General features: G+C 72.4%; 16 protein-coding genes and 1 riboswitch. Of the genes, 7 read left to right on the forward strand and 9 right to left on the reverse strand.

Annotated elements, in window-relative coordinates; translation table 11 throughout:
* Positions 1-9 precede the first annotated feature (9 nt).
* The 7 genes from ATL40_RS00985 to map form a co-directional block, all read right to left on the reverse strand.
* A complete protein-coding gene (locus ATL40_RS00985; protein ID WP_098467908.1) occupies positions 10-966 on the reverse strand; it encodes an ABC transporter ATP-binding protein in 957 nt (318 codons plus the stop codon).
* Entirely contained in the window at positions 953-1,933 is a 981-nt protein-coding gene (locus ATL40_RS00990) for an ABC transporter permease (RefSeq protein WP_098467909.1), read from the reverse strand. Before ATL40_RS00990 ends, ATL40_RS00985 begins: the two co-directional genes overlap by 14 nt.
* A complete protein-coding gene (locus ATL40_RS00995) occupies positions 1,930-3,666 on the reverse strand; it encodes a glycosyltransferase family 4 protein (protein ID WP_098467910.1) in 1,737 nt (578 codons plus the stop codon). Before ATL40_RS00995 ends, ATL40_RS00990 begins: the two co-directional genes overlap by 4 nt.
* Positions 3,663-4,862 carry a glycosyltransferase family 4 protein gene (locus ATL40_RS01000; protein ID WP_211283040.1) on the reverse strand — a complete coding sequence of 400 codons (1,200 nt, stop codon included), beginning with the start codon at positions 4,860-4,862 and terminating at the stop codon, positions 3,663-3,665. The genes ATL40_RS00995 and ATL40_RS01000 overlap by 4 nt, the downstream gene beginning before the upstream one ends.
* A gap of 206 nt (positions 4,863-5,068) precedes the next feature.
* Positions 5,069-6,310, reverse strand: coding sequence for a non-hydrolyzing UDP-N-acetylglucosamine 2-epimerase (gene wecB, locus ATL40_RS01005; protein WP_098467912.1), 1,242 nt, complete (start codon positions 6,308-6,310; stop codon positions 5,069-5,071).
* 96 nt (positions 6,311-6,406) lie between these two features.
* Positions 6,407-7,621: a hypothetical protein gene (locus ATL40_RS01010; RefSeq protein WP_098467913.1), complete on the reverse strand. Its 1,215-nt coding sequence runs from the start codon at positions 7,619-7,621 to the stop codon at positions 6,407-6,409.
* Between the two features lie 218 nt (positions 7,622-7,839).
* On the reverse strand, positions 7,840-8,607 hold the full coding sequence (map, locus tag ATL40_RS01015) for a type I methionyl aminopeptidase (protein WP_098470189.1): 768 nt from the start codon (positions 8,605-8,607) through the stop codon (positions 7,840-7,842).
* Positions 8,608-8,679: 72 nt separating this feature from the next.
* Here map and ATL40_RS01020 point away from each other — a divergent pair, with 72 nt between their 5' ends.
* From ATL40_RS01020 to ATL40_RS01040, 5 genes are all read left to right on the forward strand, one after another.
* Positions 8,680-9,279 carry a GNAT family N-acetyltransferase gene (locus ATL40_RS01020; protein WP_098467914.1) on the forward strand — a complete coding sequence of 200 codons (600 nt, stop codon included), beginning with the start codon at positions 8,680-8,682 and terminating at the stop codon, positions 9,277-9,279.
* Between the two features lie 53 nt (positions 9,280-9,332).
* Positions 9,333-9,761 carry a (deoxy)nucleoside triphosphate pyrophosphohydrolase gene (locus ATL40_RS01025; protein WP_098467915.1) on the forward strand — a complete coding sequence of 143 codons (429 nt, stop codon included), beginning with the start codon at positions 9,333-9,335 and terminating at the stop codon, positions 9,759-9,761.
* A gap of 179 nt (positions 9,762-9,940) precedes the next feature.
* Positions 9,941-10,064, forward strand: a riboswitch (TPP riboswitch).
* Positions 10,065-10,114: 50 nt separating this feature from the next.
* Positions 10,115-11,248 (forward strand): thiamine ABC transporter substrate-binding protein, encoded by a 1,134-nt coding sequence (locus ATL40_RS01030; RefSeq protein WP_098467916.1) that lies wholly within the window; start codon positions 10,115-10,117, stop codon positions 11,246-11,248.
* Positions 11,249-11,529: 281 nt separating this feature from the next.
* Entirely contained in the window at positions 11,530-13,185 is a 1,656-nt protein-coding gene (locus ATL40_RS01035) for an ABC transporter permease (protein WP_245866558.1), read from the forward strand.
* Positions 13,186-13,196: 11 nt separating this feature from the next.
* Positions 13,197-13,943: an ABC transporter ATP-binding protein gene (locus tag ATL40_RS01040; protein ID WP_098467917.1), complete on the forward strand. Its 747-nt coding sequence runs from the start codon at positions 13,197-13,199 to the stop codon at positions 13,941-13,943.
* A 169-nt stretch (positions 13,944-14,112) separates the two neighbouring features.
* Here ATL40_RS01040 and ATL40_RS01045 read toward each other — a convergent pair whose 3' ends face one another.
* Positions 14,113-14,916, reverse strand: coding sequence for a TetR/AcrR family transcriptional regulator (locus ATL40_RS01045; RefSeq protein ID WP_098467918.1), 804 nt, complete (start codon positions 14,914-14,916; stop codon positions 14,113-14,115).
* Between the two features lie 95 nt (positions 14,917-15,011).
* Here ATL40_RS01045 and ATL40_RS01050 point away from each other — a divergent pair, with 95 nt between their 5' ends.
* Together ATL40_RS01050 and ATL40_RS01055 are read left to right on the forward strand one after the other, a co-directional pair.
* Entirely contained in the window at positions 15,012-16,046 is a 1,035-nt protein-coding gene (locus ATL40_RS01050; protein WP_098467919.1) for an ABC transporter ATP-binding protein, read from the forward strand.
* Complete coding sequence (locus ATL40_RS01055) at positions 16,043-16,885, forward strand: ABC transporter permease (RefSeq protein WP_098467920.1); 843 nt, start codon at positions 16,043-16,045, stop codon at positions 16,883-16,885. The genes ATL40_RS01050 and ATL40_RS01055 overlap by 4 nt, the downstream gene beginning before the upstream one ends.
* 114 nt (positions 16,886-16,999) lie before the next feature.
* Here the strand turns inward: ATL40_RS01055 and ATL40_RS01060 are convergent, their stop codons facing one another.
* Positions 17,000-18,505, reverse strand: coding sequence for a gluconokinase (locus tag ATL40_RS01060; RefSeq protein WP_098467921.1), 1,506 nt, complete (start codon positions 18,503-18,505; stop codon positions 17,000-17,002).
* Between the last annotated feature and the right edge of the window lies 1 nt (position 18,506).

Consider the following 18,506-nt stretch of genomic DNA (forward strand, 5'->3'; position numbering starts at 1 on the left):
CTGTTCGCCTTACTTCCTTCTCATCCGACGGGTGCCGATTGCATGCCTTGGAGCGTTCGTGGTGCCGGGCTGCTGAATATCGACCACTGTGTCCACGCCCTCGCGTATGGCGTCCTCGAGTAGCGAGGCCGCCCGCGTCGTCTCGTCCTTCGCGAGGTTCCATGCCCACCAGCGGTACTTCTGCGCCACGTCGTAGGCGGGGCCATCCATGACGACGCGGCCCTGGTGCAGCCAGATCGCGCGGCTGCAGGTCTCCTCCACGGTCTTGGCGGCGTGGGAGACCAGGAAGACGCAGCCGGCATTCTCCCGGAGTTGCTGCATGCGCTCCTCGCTGCGTTCCTTGAACGCGGCGTCACCCGTTGCCAGCGCCTCGTCGATGAGCAGGACCTCGGGCTTGGAGGCCGCCGCGATGGCGAACTTCAGGCGGGCCGCCATCCCGGAGGAGTACGTCTTCATCGGGTGGTGCACGGCCTTGCCGATGCCGGATACCTCCACCACGTCCTCGATCGCGTCGGCCACCTGCTCCGGGGTCATTCCCATGGCGAGGCATCCCAGGCGGATGTTCTCCCGGCCCGAGAGATCGGGCACCATGGCCGCATTCACGCCCAGCAGCACCGGCATGGACTTCGCCATCACGAAGCCGCGGGCAGGGCGTTCCAGGCCGGCGACGATGCGTAGCAGGGTGGACTTCCCGGAACCGTTGAGACCCACGATCCCGATCGCATCACCCGCGCGTGCCACGAGGGAGACGCCCTTCAGCGCCCGTACAGTGGCCATCGGCTGTTGGCCCAGCAGTCGATTGCGGATCCGCTGACCGCGGGTCTGCGCGGCGCGATCGGCGCTGTCGCTCGAGGGGGTCTGGTACCGCACGTGCACATCGGAGACCGCGACCTGCACCTGGGGCGCCTCGTCTTGCTCGATGCCGAGGTCGGGGATCGCTGGAGTGCGGTCGCTACGCCGAGCCATAGGACTCCTCCCCGAGCCAGAAGAACACCATGCCGCCCACGAGCAGCACACCCGACCACGCTCCGAGCAGCGCCCAGGACGTCCACTGCGGTGTGATCCCGTACAGCAGGCAGTCCCGTGTCATGTCCAACACGATGTACATGGGGTTGACCTGCATGATCGCCTGCACGGTCGGCAGGTTCGAGAAGCGGTCGAGAGAGAAGAACACGGCCGAGCCGTACAGCCAGAACCGGGTGCCGATGCCGATCAGCTGGGTGAAGTCCGGTACTCGTGCGACGATCCGCGCGGCGATCAGCGCGAGTCCCGTGGCCATGGCCAGCTGGAGAGCAAGAACCCCGGGGACCAGGAGCCAACGCCAGGTGAGGTGTGGCGTGATCGGGGCACCGTCAGGATTGATCACCGGCATCAGGTACGGAAGCACGAGGATGATCACGATCAGGGTGACCAGGACCGGAATGAAGGAGAGGACCTCCCGCACGATGCTCGCGATCGGCAGGGACGCCCGAGGAAAGGCGAACGAGCGGATCAGGGTCCGGCTGGCGCTGATCGACCTGGCTGCGGTGTTGAGCGCACGCACCGTGAACTGGAACAGGAACACCCCGATGAGCAGGTAGCCCACGAAGTTGTCGATCCCGCGGCTCGCGCCCAGGAGCATGCCGAACACCATGAAGTACACCGCGCCGTCCAACAGGGGACGCAGCACCAGCCACACCTTCCCCAGCACGTTCGCGCGGCTCCCGGCCTCCACCCGCGCGCGGGAGTCGGCCATGATGAAGTGCCGGCGCTGCCACAGCCGGCCCAGGTACTCCCCGAGCGGGGGCCGGGAGAGCACGGGGCTCAGGTGGCTCGCATCCACCTGGACGTACTGCTGCGGGCGGAGCGAGCCGCGGCGCGCGTAGACGGTGCCGAACCCGACGGCGTCGGGGGTGGCGGGTGTGGGGACCGCGGGGGCGTCCTGAGTGGTCACGCGGACACGACCTCCTCATACATCGCGCGATAGCGGCGACCGAGGGAGTTCCAGGTGCGCTGCGCGGCCTCGGCTCGGCCCGCGGCAGCGAGCTCATCGCGGGCGTCCTGGTTGCGCGCGAGGCGCAGAATCGCCTGCGCCACCGACTCGGGAGACTCCGCCTGGCTGAACAGCGCGGCGCCGCCGGTCACCTCGCGCAGTGCGGGCAGGTCCGATGCGATCACCGGGCGACCCAGCGCCATCGCGGTCACCGGCTTCAGCGGCGTCACCGACCGCGTCACCGCTGAGTCCACGCGCGGCACCGCGAACGCGTCCAGTGCCAGGTACCACCGTTCGGCCTGCGCTGTCGTCACCCGTCCCGGCATGATCACCGACTCCCCCAGACCCAGATCCTCGCTCAACCGCCCTAGCCCCGGTGCGCTCACGCCGTCGCCCACCAGCGCCGCCCGCACATCCACACCCTCGGCGCGAGCCAGCGCCACCGCGCGCAGCAGCGTGTCCAGACCCTCGTACGCCACCAGACTGCTCACGGTACCGACCCAGAACCCCTCCCCGGGAAGACCTAGGGCCCACCGGGCCGCAGCGGGGGCCTCGCGCACCTCCAGCAGGCGCCCGTCCACGCCGTTGGGCACCACCCGGGTGCGATCGCGCGGCACGCCCCGCGCCACCAGGTCCTCGCGCAACACCTCACTGAGGGTGACCACCCGATCCGCCGAGCACGCCACCTCCAGCTCGCGGGCGCGCAGCAGTGCGTGCTTCTCGCTCGCGGCCGCGGCCTCGCGCAGGTGCGGCGGGAAGGAGGCCACCCAGGTGTCCTCCAGCACCCCTCGCGCCTCGTACACCCACGGCACCCCCAGCTCTCGCGCCAGCGCGCGGGTCACCAGGGCGTTGGTGTAGTTCGTGGTGGTGTGCAGCACGGTGGGCCGGTACCGCCGGGCGAGCGGGCGCAACTCCTCCAGCTGCTGCTGCAACCGGGCCCCGGGGGTGCGCGCCGAGCGCCACGGCACCAGGCGGGAGTAACCCACGCCGTCGACCACGTCGCGGTGACGTGCGAACGCCTTCCCCACGGTGATCGGGTACCCCACCCGGGTGACCGCCTCCACCGCCACTCCCGCCTCCCGCTGCGCGAGCAGCACCTGGTGGCTGCGCACCGCGTACCCGGAGGGGGTGTGCGGGAAGGAGTTCGTCAGCACGTGCAGCGCCCGGGGTGGGGATGCCGCAGTGCCGGCAGTGCCCGCGGTGCTGGCTGCGCTCAAGGCAGCGGCGGGCAGGGTGCGCAGGTCGTGGCCGGGCGTCATCGCGCAGCGCTCCGAGGCGAACCGCGCCGCCAGGGGGGTGCCGCGCGCGAGCTCGACCGCGCGGCTGACCTCCCCGCGTCGCAGTGCCGCTCGCGCCGCCGTGGCGCGGGAACCGGCGAGATGCGCCCCGGGCACGTCCAGCAGCACCCCGATCTCGGCCAGCACCGGGTGGCTGCCCGGGCGAGCCCCGGTCAGGACGGCGCTCAGGAGTTCCCGGGCCTCGCCGTCGTGCCCCCCGAGCCACGCGCCCACCGCCCGCCGCTGCGGGGAGGGGGCACCGGCCAGGAGCAGGCGTACGACGCCGTGGCGCACCCGGGTGGGCAGGCGGCGGGCCGCCTGCACCAGGAGCAGGCTCGGATCCTCGGCGGCCATCCCGGCCGCCGTGCTGACTCCCAGAACCAGGTTGCGCGCCAGCTCTCGCGGGCGTGGCGTCATCGAGCGACGATCTCCGCGAGCATGCCCAGGTAGTTGCTGGCCAGGCGGTCGTGGTGCGCGTTGTCCTGCACCCAGCGGCGGCCGGTGTCGCCCACGTCGAGCTGGGAGCGGTCCGCCAGCAGGGAGAACCAACCCTGCGCGAGGAGTTCCGGGGCCTCCGGGGTGACAGCGAAGCCCGCCTCCGCTTCCTTGATGATCTCCGCGGCCTCGCCGGCCACCGAGCCGGAGACGTGGCGGCGCAGACCCATGATCTCGTACAACTTCGACGGGATCGTCCACTCGAAGGGCTGCCACCCGCGCAGGCTCACCACGGCGGTGTCGCACCAGGCGTACTGGTCGGCGACCTTCTCGTGCGGCACCCTGCCGAGGAACTCCACCGGGGCGTGCAACTCGCGGGCCAACACCCGCAGGGCCGGTTCGTCGGCGCCGGAGCCGCCGACCCGCAGGGTGATGTCGCCACCGCGCTCCTTGACCATCGCCGCGGCGCGGATCGTGGTCTCCAGGCCCTGACTGCGCCCCATCGTGCCGAGATACAGCACCTTGAGACCCGGGTGCGGGGTGGGTGGGGGCAGCACCGGGAGGTTCTCCAGCGTGGAGCCGTTGCGGACCACGTGTACCCGCTTCACCCCGCGGTCCCGCAGCACCTCGGCGAAGCCCTGCGTGGTGGTGACCACCGCGGCGGTGTTGCGCTGCCAGCGGGTGATCGCCTCGTGCGCGAACTCGACCGTGCGGCGGAATGCCGGGCTGCGCTTGTCGTCGGGGCCGAGCATGCCGCTGGGGCCGATCAGGTCCGGCCAGGCATCGCGCATCTCGACCACCACGGGTCGCCGCAGCGCAGCGCCCAGGGTGAGAGCAGCAGGGATCGTGGGCAGGCCGGGGGCCGTGCCGATGATGACGTCCGGGCGGTTGGCGCGCGGCCCGAAGACCCGGATCCCGGTGGCGACGGAGTCCGCCGAGGCGATCGCCTGGTCGATACTGCGGCTCTTCAGGCCGGCCTCGTGCGGGCGGAAGCGCACCCGGTGCACCCGCTCGCCCCATTCGCCGTCGTGGGAGTTGCCCGGAAGGTGCGCGGGAGCAGTGTCGGGGTCCAGCAGGCCGCGCGGATAGTGCGGCGGCGGCGTGAGGACGGAGACCCGGTGCCCGGCCGCGTGAAAACGGCGGGAGAAGGCGCGCCAACGGCGCTGCGGTGCGCCCACTTCCGGCGCATAATGATGTGTCAGCAGTGCAATGTGCAAGGACTGGACCTTCCGCCCCTAGATCTCCCGATGTTCTGGGAACCTCAGCCTGCACTGCTGAATGGACTGCGCCGCAAGCGACTCAATCCCGGTTCACTACCACGCCAGGCTAGACGATTCATGTGAGCGAGTCATGTCGAGCGGTGTGGCGTTCCTCACGTCTTGCGCTACGGCGTGGTAAGGGGCAGTTCCGCAGAGCGGCCTGCGGGGCGATCGGCGCGCTGATCCGAATCCGCGGCGGTGCCGCCCACGGGGGAGAAATCGGCCTCGCGCGCATCCACCTCCAGCAGCTCACCGATCGCCGCGAGGCCGCGCCGCGCCGCGTGCCCGTCCCCGTACGGGTTCACTGCGCGGGCCATCGCCTGATAGGCGCCCGCATCGCTCAGCAGGGTCATGACCTCGCGCACGATGAGGTCCTCATCCGTGCCCACCAGGCGGGCGGTGCCGGCCGCGACGGCCTCGGGCCGTTCGGTGTTCTCCCGCGCCACCAGCACCGGTTTGCCCAGGCTCGGCGCCTCCTCCTGCACCCCGCCGGAGTCGGTGAGCACCACCGTGGCGGCATCCTGCGCCCGCACGAAGCTCAGGTAGTCCAACGGCTCGGTCAGGGTCACGCGATCCAGGTCTGCGAGGATCGGGAGCAGGGTGGCGCGCACGTCCGGGTTCGCATGCATCGGGAGGACAACCTCCAGGTCACCGACCTCGTCGGTCAGCCGGCGCACCGCGGCGGCGATCCTGTGCATCGGCTCGCCCCAGTTCTCCCGACGATGCGTGGTGACCAGCAGCACGGGACGGCCCGCTCGCTGTGCGGCCAGCGCGGAGGCCAGATCGCCGGGCTCCCGATCAGCGGCCTCGGCGCGGGCTGCCAGCAGCGCATCGATGACCGTGTTGCCGGTGACGGCGATCCGGGCCGGTTCGATGCCCTCGGCGAGCAGGTTCGCGCGGCTGGTGGCGGTGGGCGCGAGGTGCAGGGAGGCCACGCGGGAGAGCAACTGTCGGTTGCCCTCCTCCGGGAAGGGGGAGGACAGGTCGCCCGAGCGCAGCCCCGCCTCGAGGTGCACCACAGGGATTCCGCGGTGGAAGGCGGCAAGGCCCGCCGCGAACGCGGTGCTCGTATCGCCCTGCACCACCACCGCGTCGGGGGTGCCGGCATCCAGGAGATCGTCCATCCCCGCAAGCACCCGGGAGGCAAGGGGCGAGAGGCCCCGCTTGCCCTCCATCACCTCCAGGGAACGCCCCGCCCGGATTCCGAAGACCTCCAGCACCTGCGCGAGCATCTCGCGGTGCTGACCCGTGGTGACCAGTTCCACCTCGAGGTTCTCGTGTGCCCGTGCGGCAGTGATCAGGGGGGCCACCTTGATGGCCTCGGGGCGGGTTCCGGCGACGACCATGACGCGGGGGGTGCGGGACATGCGCACAGTTTTTCACGGGCGCGCGTGGGCGCGAGAACGGGGTCGGGGCGGGCCGGGGGTGGGCCGATGGCGCTCGGCCCACCCCCGGGTTCGACGTCAGCGGCCTGGCGCGCTGCGGCGTCGTGCCGCCAGCAGGGCGAGCGTGCCGAGCATCAGCAAGCCGGCGGCCCCGAGCAGCAGCGGCGTGCTGCCCACACCCGTGGCGGCGAGTGCGTCCACCGTGGGCGCGTGGCTGGAGGCGGTGGGGCTCGGCACCGCCGGTCCCACCACCGTGAGGGCGACGGTGCCGCTGCGGAAGCTGTCGGTTCCGGTGGCGGTGACGGCGGCCTCGCCGGGTTCGGCGTCTGCGGGCACGGTCAGGGTGCCGGTGAAGGAGCCGTCCTCGGCTGCGATGGCGGAGCCGACCTCGGTGCCATCGCCCCAGGTGAAGGTGACGGTCTCGCCGGGCAGGAATCCGGTGCCGGTGATGTCGACGACGTCCCCGGGCATCGAGGTGCCGTCGTAGCCGGGGAGGCTGACGGTGACGGGGACCTCGGCGGAGCAGTTGTCGGCGACTTCGGCGGGGTACTCCCACGGGTCCACGGCGTCCAGGTTGGAGCCGTCGGAGGTGACCAGGACGAATCCGACGCCCGGGGCGCTGGTGCCGGCGGGGGCGGTGATGAGCCACACGATCTCGCTGGTGGTGGGGCCGGAGGCGGTGACCTCGAAGGAGTCGATGATCACGCCGTCGTCCCACACCTGCAGGGTGAAGGTGTCATCGCCGTCGGTCTCGATGGTGATGGTCACCTCGCAGCCATCGCGTGTGATGTCGGTGATCATCCCGGCCGGCGCGGGGGCCTCCTCCTCGGTGGCTTCCTCGGTGGCGGGTTCCTCTGTGGCTTCCTCGGTGGGCTCCGGGGAGGTGGCTTCCTCGGTGGGCTCCGGGGAGGTGGCTTCCCCGGTGGGCTCCGGGGAGGTGGCTTCCCCGGTGGGCTCCGCGGCGGTGGGTTCGACCGTCTCGGGCTCCGGCGGCTCGGTGGCCTCCGGCGCCTCGGATTCGGTGGGCTCAGCAGGCTCAGCAGGCTCAGCAGGCTCAGCAGGCTCAGCAGGCTCAGCAGGCTCAGCAGGCTCAGCAGGCTCGCCCGTTTCGGTGGGCTCCGCCTCCGACGGTTCGGGACCTGGCGGGGCCGGTTCCGCCGTCGCGCCGGGGGAGGCCTCGCTGCTGGCCGCCGGGGCGGTCGGCTCGACGCCGTCGGCGAGGGCCGGTGGGGACAGGAGACCAAGAAGCAGGGCGACCGCCGCAACGGCAGCACCTCGGGACGAACGAGACATGTTCCACTCCGAACACGATGCAGGCAATTGAGAGGACCCCGAAAGGGCGTCCGCGCCGATGGCGGCGCGGGACACGAGCCGCGCAGTTCGGCGTCAATATAGCGAGCAGTCCCCGGGCGCGCCACGGATAGCGCTCACGGGAGCGATCGGAGGGGCAAGAACGCGGGGCTGGTGCTGCGCAGGAGGTGTCCGGCGCGCCAAGGCCGCGTCAGAGCGTGTCAGTCACGCGCGGTGAGAATAAGAGGGCCGTCCGGGGTGATAGCCACCGTGTGCTCGGAATGTGCGCCGCGGGAACCGTCCTGCGAGCGCAGGGTCCAACCATCCGGGTCGGTGTAGATCTCATCCGTGGTCTCCAGGAACCACGGCTCGATCGCGATCACCAGGCCCGCCTTGAGCTTCAGCCCGCGGCCCTTGCGGCCATCGTTCGGCACGTGCGGGTCGCCGTGCATCGTGCGGCCCACGCCGTGGCCCCCGAAGTCCAGGTTCACGCTGTAGCCGTACTCGTGCGCCACCTCGCCGATCGCCCAGGAGATGTCCCCGAGCTTGCCGCCCACCTTCGCCGCCTCGATCCCGGCGGTCAGCGCGACCTCGGTGGCCTCGATGAGGCGCAGGTCCTGTGGGCGCGGGGTGCCGACCACGAAACTGCGCGCGGAGTCCGCCACCCAGCCGTTCAGGGCCACTGCGAAGTCCACGCTGACCAGGTCGCCGTCCTGCAGGGTGTAATCGTGCGGAAGGCCGTGCAGCACGGCGTCGTTCACGCTCGTGCACAGCACCTTCCCGAACGGGGAGGCGCCAAAACTGGGGTGGTAGTCGATGTAGCAGGAGGTCGCACCCGCCTCGCGGATCATCTGGTGGGCGAGCTCGTCCAACTCCAGCAGGTTCACGCCGACCGCGGCCTTCTCCTTCAGGGCGGTCAGCACATCCCCGACGAACTTCCCGGCGGGGCGCATCTGCTGGATCTCGTTGGGCGACTTGAGTTCGATCACGCCCTCAGGGTACGCGAGCACGGGGAACGGTTCTCGATAGCGCTGCGGGTGCGCGCATCTACGCTGCCTCTTGTGACCGCCGAACCGTTGCCGGCCGTGGTACTGCAGGGCCACGGCGTCAGGCTCGAACCGCTCGCAACCCGCCACCTGCCCGCGCTGCACACCGCCCTCGCCGACCCCGCCGTCTTCGCCGGCGGATGGGGCGGCGGCGCCGCGGCACTCACCCCCGATCTGGCCGGTGACCCCGAGGCGTTCGGGAGGTGGCTCCTGCGCTACCTGCCGGCCGAGCGGGCGGTGAGTTACGCCGTCGTGCACGGGGATGAGGTGGTCGGCACCACCACGCTCGGCCACCTCGACCCGGCCACCGAATCCCTGCATGTGGGGTGGACCGCGTACGCGCCGCGGGTGTGGGGCACCGGGGTGAACGCGGCGTGCAAGCTGCTCGTGCTCGGGCACGCCTTCGGGTGTGGGTACGGGCGGGTCCAGCTCCAGGCGGACGCCCGCAACGACCGTTCACGCGCCGCGATCGTGCGCCTCGGCGCCGAGTTCGAAGGGGTGCTGCGCCGCACCCAACCGCGCGCTGACGGTTCCTGGCGGGACACGGCCGTGTACTCGGTGCTGCGGGAGGAGTGGCCCCGGGTGCGCGCCGGGCTGCTCGCCCGGCTGCGCTGAGACGGCCCCGACTGGCCCGCGGGGCCACGGGGCCCGCCGCCTACGATGCAGCCATGCCTCTGCTCGTCGTCGGCGCCGCGATCCTGGACGATCTCGCCGCGCCCACCCGCCTGCTCGCGGCGCGTCGCAGCGCGCCCTCGTCCCTCGCGGGGATGTGGGAGTTCCCCGGCGGGAAGGTGGAGCCCGGGGAGTCACCCGTGGAGGGGATCGTGCGGGAGATCCGGGAGGAACTCGGCGTGGAGGTCACGCTCGGGTCCCTCGTGCCCGGGCCCGGGGATGGTGCCGTGTGGCCCGTGCACCGCGACCACACCATGATCGTGTGGACCGCCGTGATGGAGCCGGGCTCGCAGCCGCAGATGCTCGAGGACCACGACGAATTGCGCTGGCTGCCCGCGGGGGAGTGGCACTCCGTGCCCTGGCTGCCCGCCGACCGGCCGATCGTGGACGCGGTGGCGGCGCAGCTCGGGGTGCCGGCGCAGTAGCGACTGGTGCGGACGGGGCGCTGTCGGTGGCGACCTCGCTCAGGACGGAGAATCCGCGGGCACCGCTCCGGCGGATCCGGCACGCACCGTACTGACCAGGCGTGATGCCTGGACGCGCGCGGGCGGTCCCCGGATTTCCCGTCGAGAGCGAGGTGCACGCTCGCCGCGGGTAGGGTGGACCCGAACGACAGGGGAGCGCCGATCCCGGGCAACCGGGGCACCAGGCGCTGAGAGTGCGGTTCGCCGCAGACCCTCGAACCTGATCCGGTTAGGACCGGCGAAGGAAGTCGGGATTCTCTCCCCGGTGCGCACCCGCGTGCCGGGCCCTCCCAGCACCTCCGGGAGGACCACGCATGACCCGCACGATCCACCGCGCCGCCTCGTCGCAGCGGCGCACCCCCGCCCGTGCCGCCGCGCTCGGCCTGGCCGCCGCGCTGACCCTCACGCTCGCCGCATGCGCCGACTCCGAGTCCGACACCGAGGAGGACGCAGCCTCCGCCTCGGCGAGCTCGGGCGAGGGGGAGGGCCAGGAGGCAGCGCCGTCGAGCATCACGGTGGTCAGCCACGACTCCTTCAACCTCTCCGAGGGGCTGCTGGAGTCCTTCACCGAGGAGACCGGGATCGAGGTCACCCTCGTGGCCCCCGGCGACGGCGGCGCCCTGGTGAACCAGCTCGTGCTCACCAAGGACTCCCCGCTCGGGGACGTGGTGTACGGCGTCGACAACACCTTCGCCTCCCGCGCGATCGAGGAGGGGGTCCTGGAGACCTACACCTCCCCGATGCTCCCCGTCAGCGCCGAGGACTACATGATCGGGGAGGAACTCACCCCGATCGACGTCTCCGACGTGTGCCTCAACATCGACGACGACTGGTTCGAAGCGGAGGGCCTGACTCCGCCGACCACGTTCGAGGACCTCACCGAGCCGGAGTACGCGGGGCTGACCGTGGTGACCAACCCGGCCACCTCCTCCCCGGGGCTGGCGATGCTGGCCGCGACAGTCGGGGCGTTCGGGGAGGACGGCTGGCTGGAGTACTGGGAGGCGCTCGCCGCCAACGACCTGCTCGTGGTGGACGGCTGGAGTGACGCCTACTTCGTGGACTTCTCCGGAGCCGACGGTGAGGGATCGCGGCCGATCGTGCTGTCCTACGCCTCCTCCCCGCCCTACACCGTGGGGGAGGACGGCGAGCCCACCACCTCCGCGCTGCTGGACACCTGCTTCCGGCAGGTGGAGTACGCCGGCGTGATCACCGGGGCCGCCAACCCCGAGGGCGCGAGGGAGTTCATCGACTTCCTCCTCAGCTCCGAGGTGCAGGCGGACGTGCCCGGGCAGATGTACGTCTACCCGGTGGACGACACGGTCGAACTTCCCGAGGACTGGGCCGCGTGGGCTCCCTTGGCCGACTCGCCGCACACGGTGCCGGCGCAGGACATCGCCGCGAACCGCTCGGAGTGGATCGAGCAGTGGACCGCGACCGTCCTGGGCTGAGCACGCGCACCGCGTCGCAGGCCCCCGCTTCGGCGGGGGCCCCGGCGGGCCCGCGTGATCCCGCGCCCGCGGGGTCCTCGGTGGCTGCGGGCTCTCGCGCGCCGTCGGGGTCTCCCCACATTCGCGAGGCCTTTGTGCAGCCACCGCGAGAGGTTTCTGCAGGCGCGGGTGACGAACCCGGTGGGGCACAACCGCCTCGCGGTGGGGGCGGGACTGCCTCGCGGACGGGACGGGAGAACCTCGCGGTGGGGGCGGGACTGCCTCGCGAACGGGGGTGGCGCGTGGTGCGGGGGGCGGCGTGGAGCCTCGCCGTGCTCGTGCCGCTGGCGTTCCTCACCGCCTTCTTCGCCTACCCCGTGCTCACCCTCGTGGCCCGCGGGTTCGTCACCGACGGCGCCCTGGACCTCGGCGGGTTCTCCGAGGTGCTGGGCGATGCCCGCACCTGGCGCGTGCTGCGTCACACCCTCACCCAGGCGCTGGTCGGCACCGCCCTGGCGCTGCTGCTCGCGCTGCCCGCCGCGCACGCCCTGTACCGGCGGCGCTTCCCCGGGCGCGGGGCGGTGCGGGGGCTGCTGTCGGTGCCGTTCGTGCTGCCCAGCGTGGTGGTCGGCGTCGCCTTCCGCGCGCTGCTCGCCGAGGGCGGCCCGCTCGGCTTCCTCGGCCTGGACCGCAGCTTCCCCGCGATCGTGGCCGCCCTGGCGTTCTTCAACATCGGCCTCGCCGTGCGGATGATCGGCAGCGTCTGGGAACGGCTGGACCCGCGCACCGAGGAGGCCGCCCGCGCCCTGGGCGCCTCACCCGCCCGCGCCTTCGCGACCGTCACCCTGCCGGCGCTGCTGCCCGCGATCGCCTCCGCCGCCTCCCTCATCTTCCTGTTCTGCTCCACCGCCTTCGCCGTGGTCCTCGTGCTCGGCGGCCAGCAGTTCGCCACCATCGAGGTGGAGATCTGGCTGCAGACCACCCAGTTCCTGGACCTGCGCGCCGCCTCCGTACTGAGCGTGGTGCAGCTCGTGGTGGTCGCCCTGGCGCTGTGGGTCTCCGCCCGCACCCGGGACCATGCCGAGCGCGCCCTGCGGCTGCTGCCCGCGAGCACCCCCGCGCCGCGCCTGCGCCTGGGGCGAGGTGCGAGCGGCCTGGACCGCGCCGCCGCCGCGGTCACGGCGCTCGCGGTGATCTTCGTGGGCCTGCCGCTGACGACCCTGCTGGTGCGCTCGCTGCGGCAGGACGGCGCCTGGACCCTGCAGCACTACGCCAACCTCACCACCACCGGTACCAACGCCCTGACGGTCTCGGTGTGGCAGGCCACGCGCAACTCCCTCACGATTGCCCTCGCCGCGATGGTGATGGCCGTGGTCATCGGGGTGATGCTGTCCCTCGTGCTCTCCCGCACCCCGCGCCGCCGCTCCGCCAGGCACGCGCTGCGCGGCCTGGACGCCCTGGTGATGCTGCCGCTCGGGGTCTCCGCGGTGACGGTCGGCTTCGGGTTCCTCATCGCCCTGGACAAGCCGCCGCTGGACGTGCGCAGCTCCCTCGTGCTGATCCCGATCGCGCAGGCGATGGTCGCGATCCCGCTGGTGATCCGCACCATGCTGCCGGTGCTGCGTGCCATCGACCCGCGGCTGCGGCAGGCCGCCGCCGTGCTCGGCGCCGGCCCGGGCCGGGTGCTGTGGAGCGTGGACGGGCCGCTGGTCACCCGGTCGCTGGGCCTGGCGATCGGGTTCGCGTTCGCGGTGTCGCTGGGGGAGTTCGGGGCGACGTCGTTCCTCGCCCGCCCGGATCGGCCCACCCTGCCGGTGGTCATCTACCGGCTGCTGGGGCGCCCCGGTGAGGGCAACTACGGGATGGCGCTTGCCGCCTCGGTGGTCCTGGCCGTCATGGTCGGCGGCGTGATGATGATCGCGGAACGGCTGCGGCCGGTGGGAGCGGGACAACTGTGAGTGGGACAGCAATGAGCAGTGGGCTTCAGGTGCGCGGCGCCGTCGTGCGCTACCCGGCGGTGCGCCGGGGCGGGGAGGCGACGATCGCCGTCGACCACGTGGACCTGGCCGTGCGGCCGGGGGAGGTGCTGGCGCTCCTCGGCCCCTCGGGCTGCGGGAAGTCCAGCCTGCTGCGCGCCGTCGCCGGGCTCGAACCACTGGAGGCGGGCGCCCTGACCTGGGACGGCGCGGACCTCACGCCCGTGCCGGTGCACCGCCGCGGGTTCGGGCTGATGTTCCAGGACGGGCAGCTCTTCCCGCACCGCACCGTGGCGGGGAATGTGGCCTACGGGCTGCGGGGAACGTGGTGGGGCAGGGGGGACGCGCGCGGCGCGCGGGTCGCGGAGATGCTCGACCTGGTGGGCCTCGCGGGCTACGAGGACCGGCCGGTCACCACGCTCTCGGGTGGGCAGGCGCAGCGGGTGGCGCTGGCCCGATCGCTCGCGCCCTCACCGCGGCTGCTGCTGCTGGACGAGCCGCTCTCGGCCCTGGACCGGAACCTGCGCGAGGAGCTGGTGGGCGTGATCGGGCGGGTGCTGCGGGAGGCGGGCACCACCGCGCTGTACGTGACGCACGACCACGACGAGGCGATCACCGTGGCCGGCCGCATCGCCGTGATGCTGCAGGGCCGGATCGTGCAGGTCGCCCCGGCCGCGGAGATCCGCACCGCCCCGGCCTCACCGCAGGTCGCCGCGTTCCTGGGCGTCCCGCCCGCTTGACCCGGCTACGCGAGGTGGTTCTGCAGGCACCGCGAGGTGGTTCTGCAGGCACCGCGAGGTGGTTCTGCAGGCACCGCGAGGTGGTTCTGCAGGCACCGCGAGGTGGTTCTGCAGGCGGGCCGCGGCAAGGGCACGTGCGCTCCGGGTGCCTCCCGCCGTCCCGGGGCGCCTACTCCGTGTCCTGGATGGCCCGCTCGATGGAGTCCAGCAGCGGCGCGAGCGCGAGCTCGGTGCTGCCGCGGTCCACGTCGAACGCACCCGCGGTCCACATCCGCGTCATCGTGGGGTAGCGCTCGGGGTCGAAGTGGGAGGTCCAGAAGTGGCTCTGCCCGGTCCAGTACGCCTCCTGGGAGGTGCCGGCGGCGGCGTCGCGCTGTTCGGTGGCGAGCTGCCGCGCGAGTCCGGCCACGTAGGTGTCGAGGATGTCCCGGATGCCCACCACCTGCGCCGGCTCCAGGGGGGTGGAGGCGAGGATCCGCAGGGCAGCCTCCTCCGCGTCCAGCACGTGCGGGGCCAGCGGTAGCCGCCACTGGTTGAGGTCCAGCAGCCACGGGTGCGCGCGGTACATCGCCAGCACGGTGTCCGCGTACCGCACCAGGCCCTCGCGCCAGCCGACCCCGACCTCCGGCAGGTCCAGCTGCGCGAATGCGGCGTCGATCATGAGGTCCACGAGCTCCTCGCGGCCGGGCACGTAGGTGTACAGGCTCATCGCCCCGGCGCCGAGCTGCTTGGCCACCCGCCGCATCGAGACCCCCGCGAGCCCCTCAGCGTCCGCGACCGCGAGGCCCGCGGCGACCACGTCCCGCAGGGTGAACTTCGGCGGCCGCCCGCGCTGCGCCGGCGGGGTGGTGCCCCACAGCAGGTCCAGCCGGCGGCGTTCCTCGGGGGTCGCCTCGACCGCCTCGAAGCCGCTCTCGGCGCTGTACTGCGCGATCTGCTGCTCGAGGGAACCCTCCGGTGGCCGCGTGGTCATGGCCCCATCCTCTCGCGAGAAGAAGAGTGCACACTTTATCCGTACACCGTATGCTAACCTCGCACCCACCCTTCCGGTACGACGTACGGAGAAGCATGATCACCACCTCGGGTCTCACCAAGACCTTCACCCGCAAGAAGACGCGGGTCGAGGCCGTCAAGGGCATCGACCTATCCGTCACCGACGGCGAGCTCGTCGCGATCCTCGGCCCCAACGGCGCCGGGAAGTCCACCACCCTGCGGATGCTCACCGGGCTGCTCGCGCCCACCGCGGGCTCCGCCACCGTCGCCGGGTACGACGTCGCCACCCAGCCGGACAAGGTCCGCGCCACCATCGGCTACGTGGGCCAGGGCAACAGCGCCGGGCACTACTTCCGGGTGGGGGACGAGCTGGCCAGCCAGGCGCAGTTCTACGGCATCCCCGGAGCCGAGGGCCGCCGTCGCGCGAGCGACCTGCTCGCCGCCCTCGACCTCACCGGGCTGGAGAAGCGCACGGTCAACACCCTCTCCGGCGGTCAGCGGCGCCGCCTCGACGTGGCGATGGGCCTGCTCAACCGCCCGCCCCTGCTGTTCCTGGACGAACCCAGCACCGGGATGGACCCCGCCAGCCGCGCCAACCTGTGGGAGCACGTGCAGCGCATGCGCGAGCAGTTCGGGATGACCCTCGTGCTCACCACCCACTACCTGGAGGAGGCCGACCGGATGGCCGAACGCGTGGTCATCATCGACCACGGCAGCATCATCGCCGACGACACCCCCGCCGCGCTGCGGCGCCACCATGCCCGGGACACCATCACCCTGTCCTACCGGGAGGAATCCAGGGCGAGCTCCGCCGTCGGGCACCTGGCGGGGGATGCCCGGCTGCACAGCGTCACCCCGCAGGGTGGCCGGATCCGGATCGAGCTGGACGACGGCGCCGCCCACGTCCCCGCCCTGCTGGCGGGACTGGAGGCGGCCGGGTTGCGCCCGGATGCGACCTCCACCGCCGAGGCGACGCTGGACGATGTGTTCCTCAACCTCACCGGGCGCAGCCTGCGTGAGGAGTCCGAGTCCGAGTCCGACGACGACGCCGCGGCCGCCGCGATGGCCGCGGCCGCCGCCGGTCCGGCGGGAATGGGGGGTGGGGCATGAGCGCCACCAGCGTGATCGAGTACCGCGCCGGCAGCGGGCTGCCGGAGAATCCGGTGGCGCGTCAGGTGCACGACATCGTGGCGGTCGCGTGGCGGGAGCTGCGCGTGACGCTGCGCGACCCGTTCTCGCAGATCTTCGCGCTCGGGCAGCCGCTGGTGTTCCTGCTGCTGTTCGCGCCGCTGCTGTCCGGCGCGGTGGGCGGGGCGATGGCACCCGCCGGGGCCGAGGCCGCTGGGGCGGAGAGCGTGATCCAGTGGTTCCTGCCCGGGTTGCTGGTGATGATCGCTCTGTTCGGCACCGGGATGACCGGCTCCAACCTGCTGTTCGAGATGCAGATGGGCTCCTACGAGCGGATCCTCGCCTCGCCGCTCACGCGTTCGTCCATCATCGTGGGGCGCTCGCTGAAGGAGTTCGTGCCGCTGGTGCTGCAGGCGATCCTGCTCACCGTGGTGGCGATCCCGTTCGGGTTCACGCTGCACATCGGGGGCGTGCTGGTGGGGCTGCTCATGCTCGGGATCTTCGGGGTGGGGCTCGGGGCGCTGTCCTACGCGCTCGGCCTGGCCTCCAAGGACCGGGAGTGGCTGTTCTGGACCGTGCAGCAGAGCGTCACCTTCCCGCTGCTGCTGCTGGCCGGGATGATGCTGCCGCTGGAATCCGGGCCGCAGTGGATGCAGGTCGCCTCCCGCTTCAACCCGATCACCTACCTGGTCAACGGGGAGCGGGCGCTGTTCGCGGGTGAGCTGAACGCCGACGTGGCGTGGGGGTTCGTGGCGGCGCTGGCCACCCTGGTGGTGGGCCTGTGGGCGGGGGTCTCCGGCATCCGCCGCGCCACCCGCTGAGCGCGGACCTGCAGAACCACCTCGCGGTGGTGGCAGAACCACCTCGCGGTGGTCGCAACCATTCGCGAGGTGGTTCTGCAGGCACCGCGAGGTGGTTCTGCAGGTCGTGGAGACTCAGCGCAGCGGCAGCGCGGGCGCCAGCCGCTTGAGCGACCCGAAGGCGGGCGCGAGCGCGTCGTACAGGCCGGAGTACACCGGCCGCAGCTCGCCGTAGACCCCCGCGGCCGCGGCATCCGGGCGCACCGTCTCGGTGACGGTGGCGCTCGCCGCCGCATCCGCCACGGAGTCCATCAGCCCGAGCGCCACCATGCCCAGCACGGCTGCGCCGTACCCGGAGCCCTGCTCGCCCTCGGTGAGGTCGATCGGGGTGCCCAGGGCGTCGGCGAGCATCTGCCGCCACAGGTCCGAGCGCATCACCCCGCCGGTCGCCCGCACCTCGCCGACCTCCAGGCCGGCCGCCCGCATCGACTCCAGCACGAGGGAGAGTTGCAGGCACACCCCCTCCAGCGCGGCCCGCACCAGGTGCTCGCGGCCGTGCGCGCGGGTCAGGCCCACGTAGGCGCCCTGCGGCAGCGAACTCCAGCGCGGGGCGCGCTCGGAGAGGAGATACGGCATCATCAGCAGCCCACCCGAGCCCGCGGGCGCCGAGGCGGCCAGCTCCAGCAGGTCCTCCTCGCCGGCCAGGTCCGGCGCGAGGGCCTCCAGCGCCCACCGCATCACGATGCCGCCGTTGTTGATCGCCCCGCCGACCACCCACAGGTCATCGGTCAGGGCGTAGCAGAACACCCGTCCCAGGGGGTCGACCACGGGCCGGTCCACCATCACGCGCAGCGCCCCGGAGGTCCCGAGCGAACAGGCGGCCATGCCGGGGCGCACCGCCCCCACCCCCAGGTTGGCGAGCGGACCGTCGCCCGCCCCGACCACCACCGGGGTGCCGGCGGGCAGGCCGAGGTGGGCTGCGCCGTCGTCCGCCAAGGGCAGCGCATGGGTGGTGGCGACCAGCTCGGGGAGCTGTTCGGGCAGCACCCCGGCCACCGCGAGGGCCTCGGAGTCCCAGGTGAGGCTCTCCAGGTTCAGCAGGCCGGAGCAGGAGGCGATCGAGCGGTCCATCACCAGCGCCCCGGTCAGCCGCAGCAGCACGTACTCCTTGATGCCGCACCAGAAGCCGACCCGCTCGCACAGTTTCGGTTCCTGCTCGTGGAACCACGCCAGGCGCACCATCGGGGACATCGGGTGCACCGGGGTGCCGGTGCGGCGGTGCAGCCCGAGGCCGCCCGTGGAGGCGCGGATCCGCTCCGCCTGCGCGTCCGCGCGGGTGTCGGCCCAGGAGGAGGAGGGCGTGAGCGGCTCCATCGCGGGGGACAGGCCGATCAGGGTGTGCATCGCCGAGCTGAAGGACAGCGCGGCCACCCGCTCGGCACCCACCTGCTGCACGACGGCGCTGCTCGCCTCGATCACGGCCGCCAGGATCTGCTCGGGGTCCTGTTCGGCGTAGCCGGGGTGCGGGGTGTGCAGCGGGTAGCCCGCCTCCGCGGAGGCCACCAGGTCACCCTGCGGGGTGAAGGCCACCACCTTGGTGGCGGTGGTCCCGATGTCCACGCCCAGCACCACCTGCGTCATG

The organism is Serinibacter salmoneus (assembly GCF_002563925.1).
GTDB classification, from domain to species: Bacteria; Actinomycetota; Actinomycetes; order Actinomycetales; family Beutenbergiaceae; genus Serinibacter; species Serinibacter salmoneus.

Excerpts from the sequence above, each read along its gene's own strand:
- ATL40_RS01030 (WP_098467916.1), top strand. The coding sequence starts at position 10,115 with ATGACCCGCACGATCCACCGCGCCGCCTCGTCGCAGCGGCGCACCCCC.
- ATL40_RS01055 (WP_098467920.1), top strand. The coding sequence starts at position 16,043 with ATGAGCGCCACCAGCGTGATCGAGTACCGCGCCGGCAGCGGGCTGCCG.
- ATL40_RS01040 (WP_098467917.1), top strand. The coding sequence starts at position 13,197 with ATGAGCAGTGGGCTTCAGGTGCGCGGCGCCGTCGTGCGCTACCCGGCG.
- ATL40_RS01025 (WP_098467915.1), top strand. The coding sequence starts at position 9,333 with ATGCCTCTGCTCGTCGTCGGCGCCGCGATCCTGGACGATCTCGCCGCG.
- ATL40_RS01060 (WP_098467921.1), bottom strand. The coding sequence starts at position 18,505 with ATGACGCAGGTGGTGCTGGGCGTGGACATCGGGACCACCGCCACCAAG.
- ATL40_RS01045 (WP_098467918.1), bottom strand. The coding sequence starts at position 14,916 with ATGACCACGCGGCCACCGGAGGGTTCCCTCGAGCAGCAGATCGCGCAG.
- ATL40_RS00995 (WP_098467910.1), bottom strand. The coding sequence starts at position 3,666 with ATGACGCCACGCCCGCGAGAGCTGGCGCGCAACCTGGTTCTGGGAGTC.
- ATL40_RS01010 (WP_098467913.1), bottom strand. The coding sequence starts at position 7,621 with ATGTCTCGTTCGTCCCGAGGTGCTGCCGTTGCGGCGGTCGCCCTGCTT.
- wecB (WP_098467912.1), bottom strand. The coding sequence starts at position 6,310 with ATGTCCCGCACCCCCCGCGTCATGGTCGTCGCCGGAACCCGCCCCGAG.
- ATL40_RS00985 (WP_098467908.1), bottom strand. The coding sequence starts at position 966 with ATGGCTCGGCGTAGCGACCGCACTCCAGCGATCCCCGACCTCGGCATC.
- ATL40_RS01050 (WP_098467919.1), top strand. The coding sequence starts at position 15,012 with ATGATCACCACCTCGGGTCTCACCAAGACCTTCACCCGCAAGAAGACG.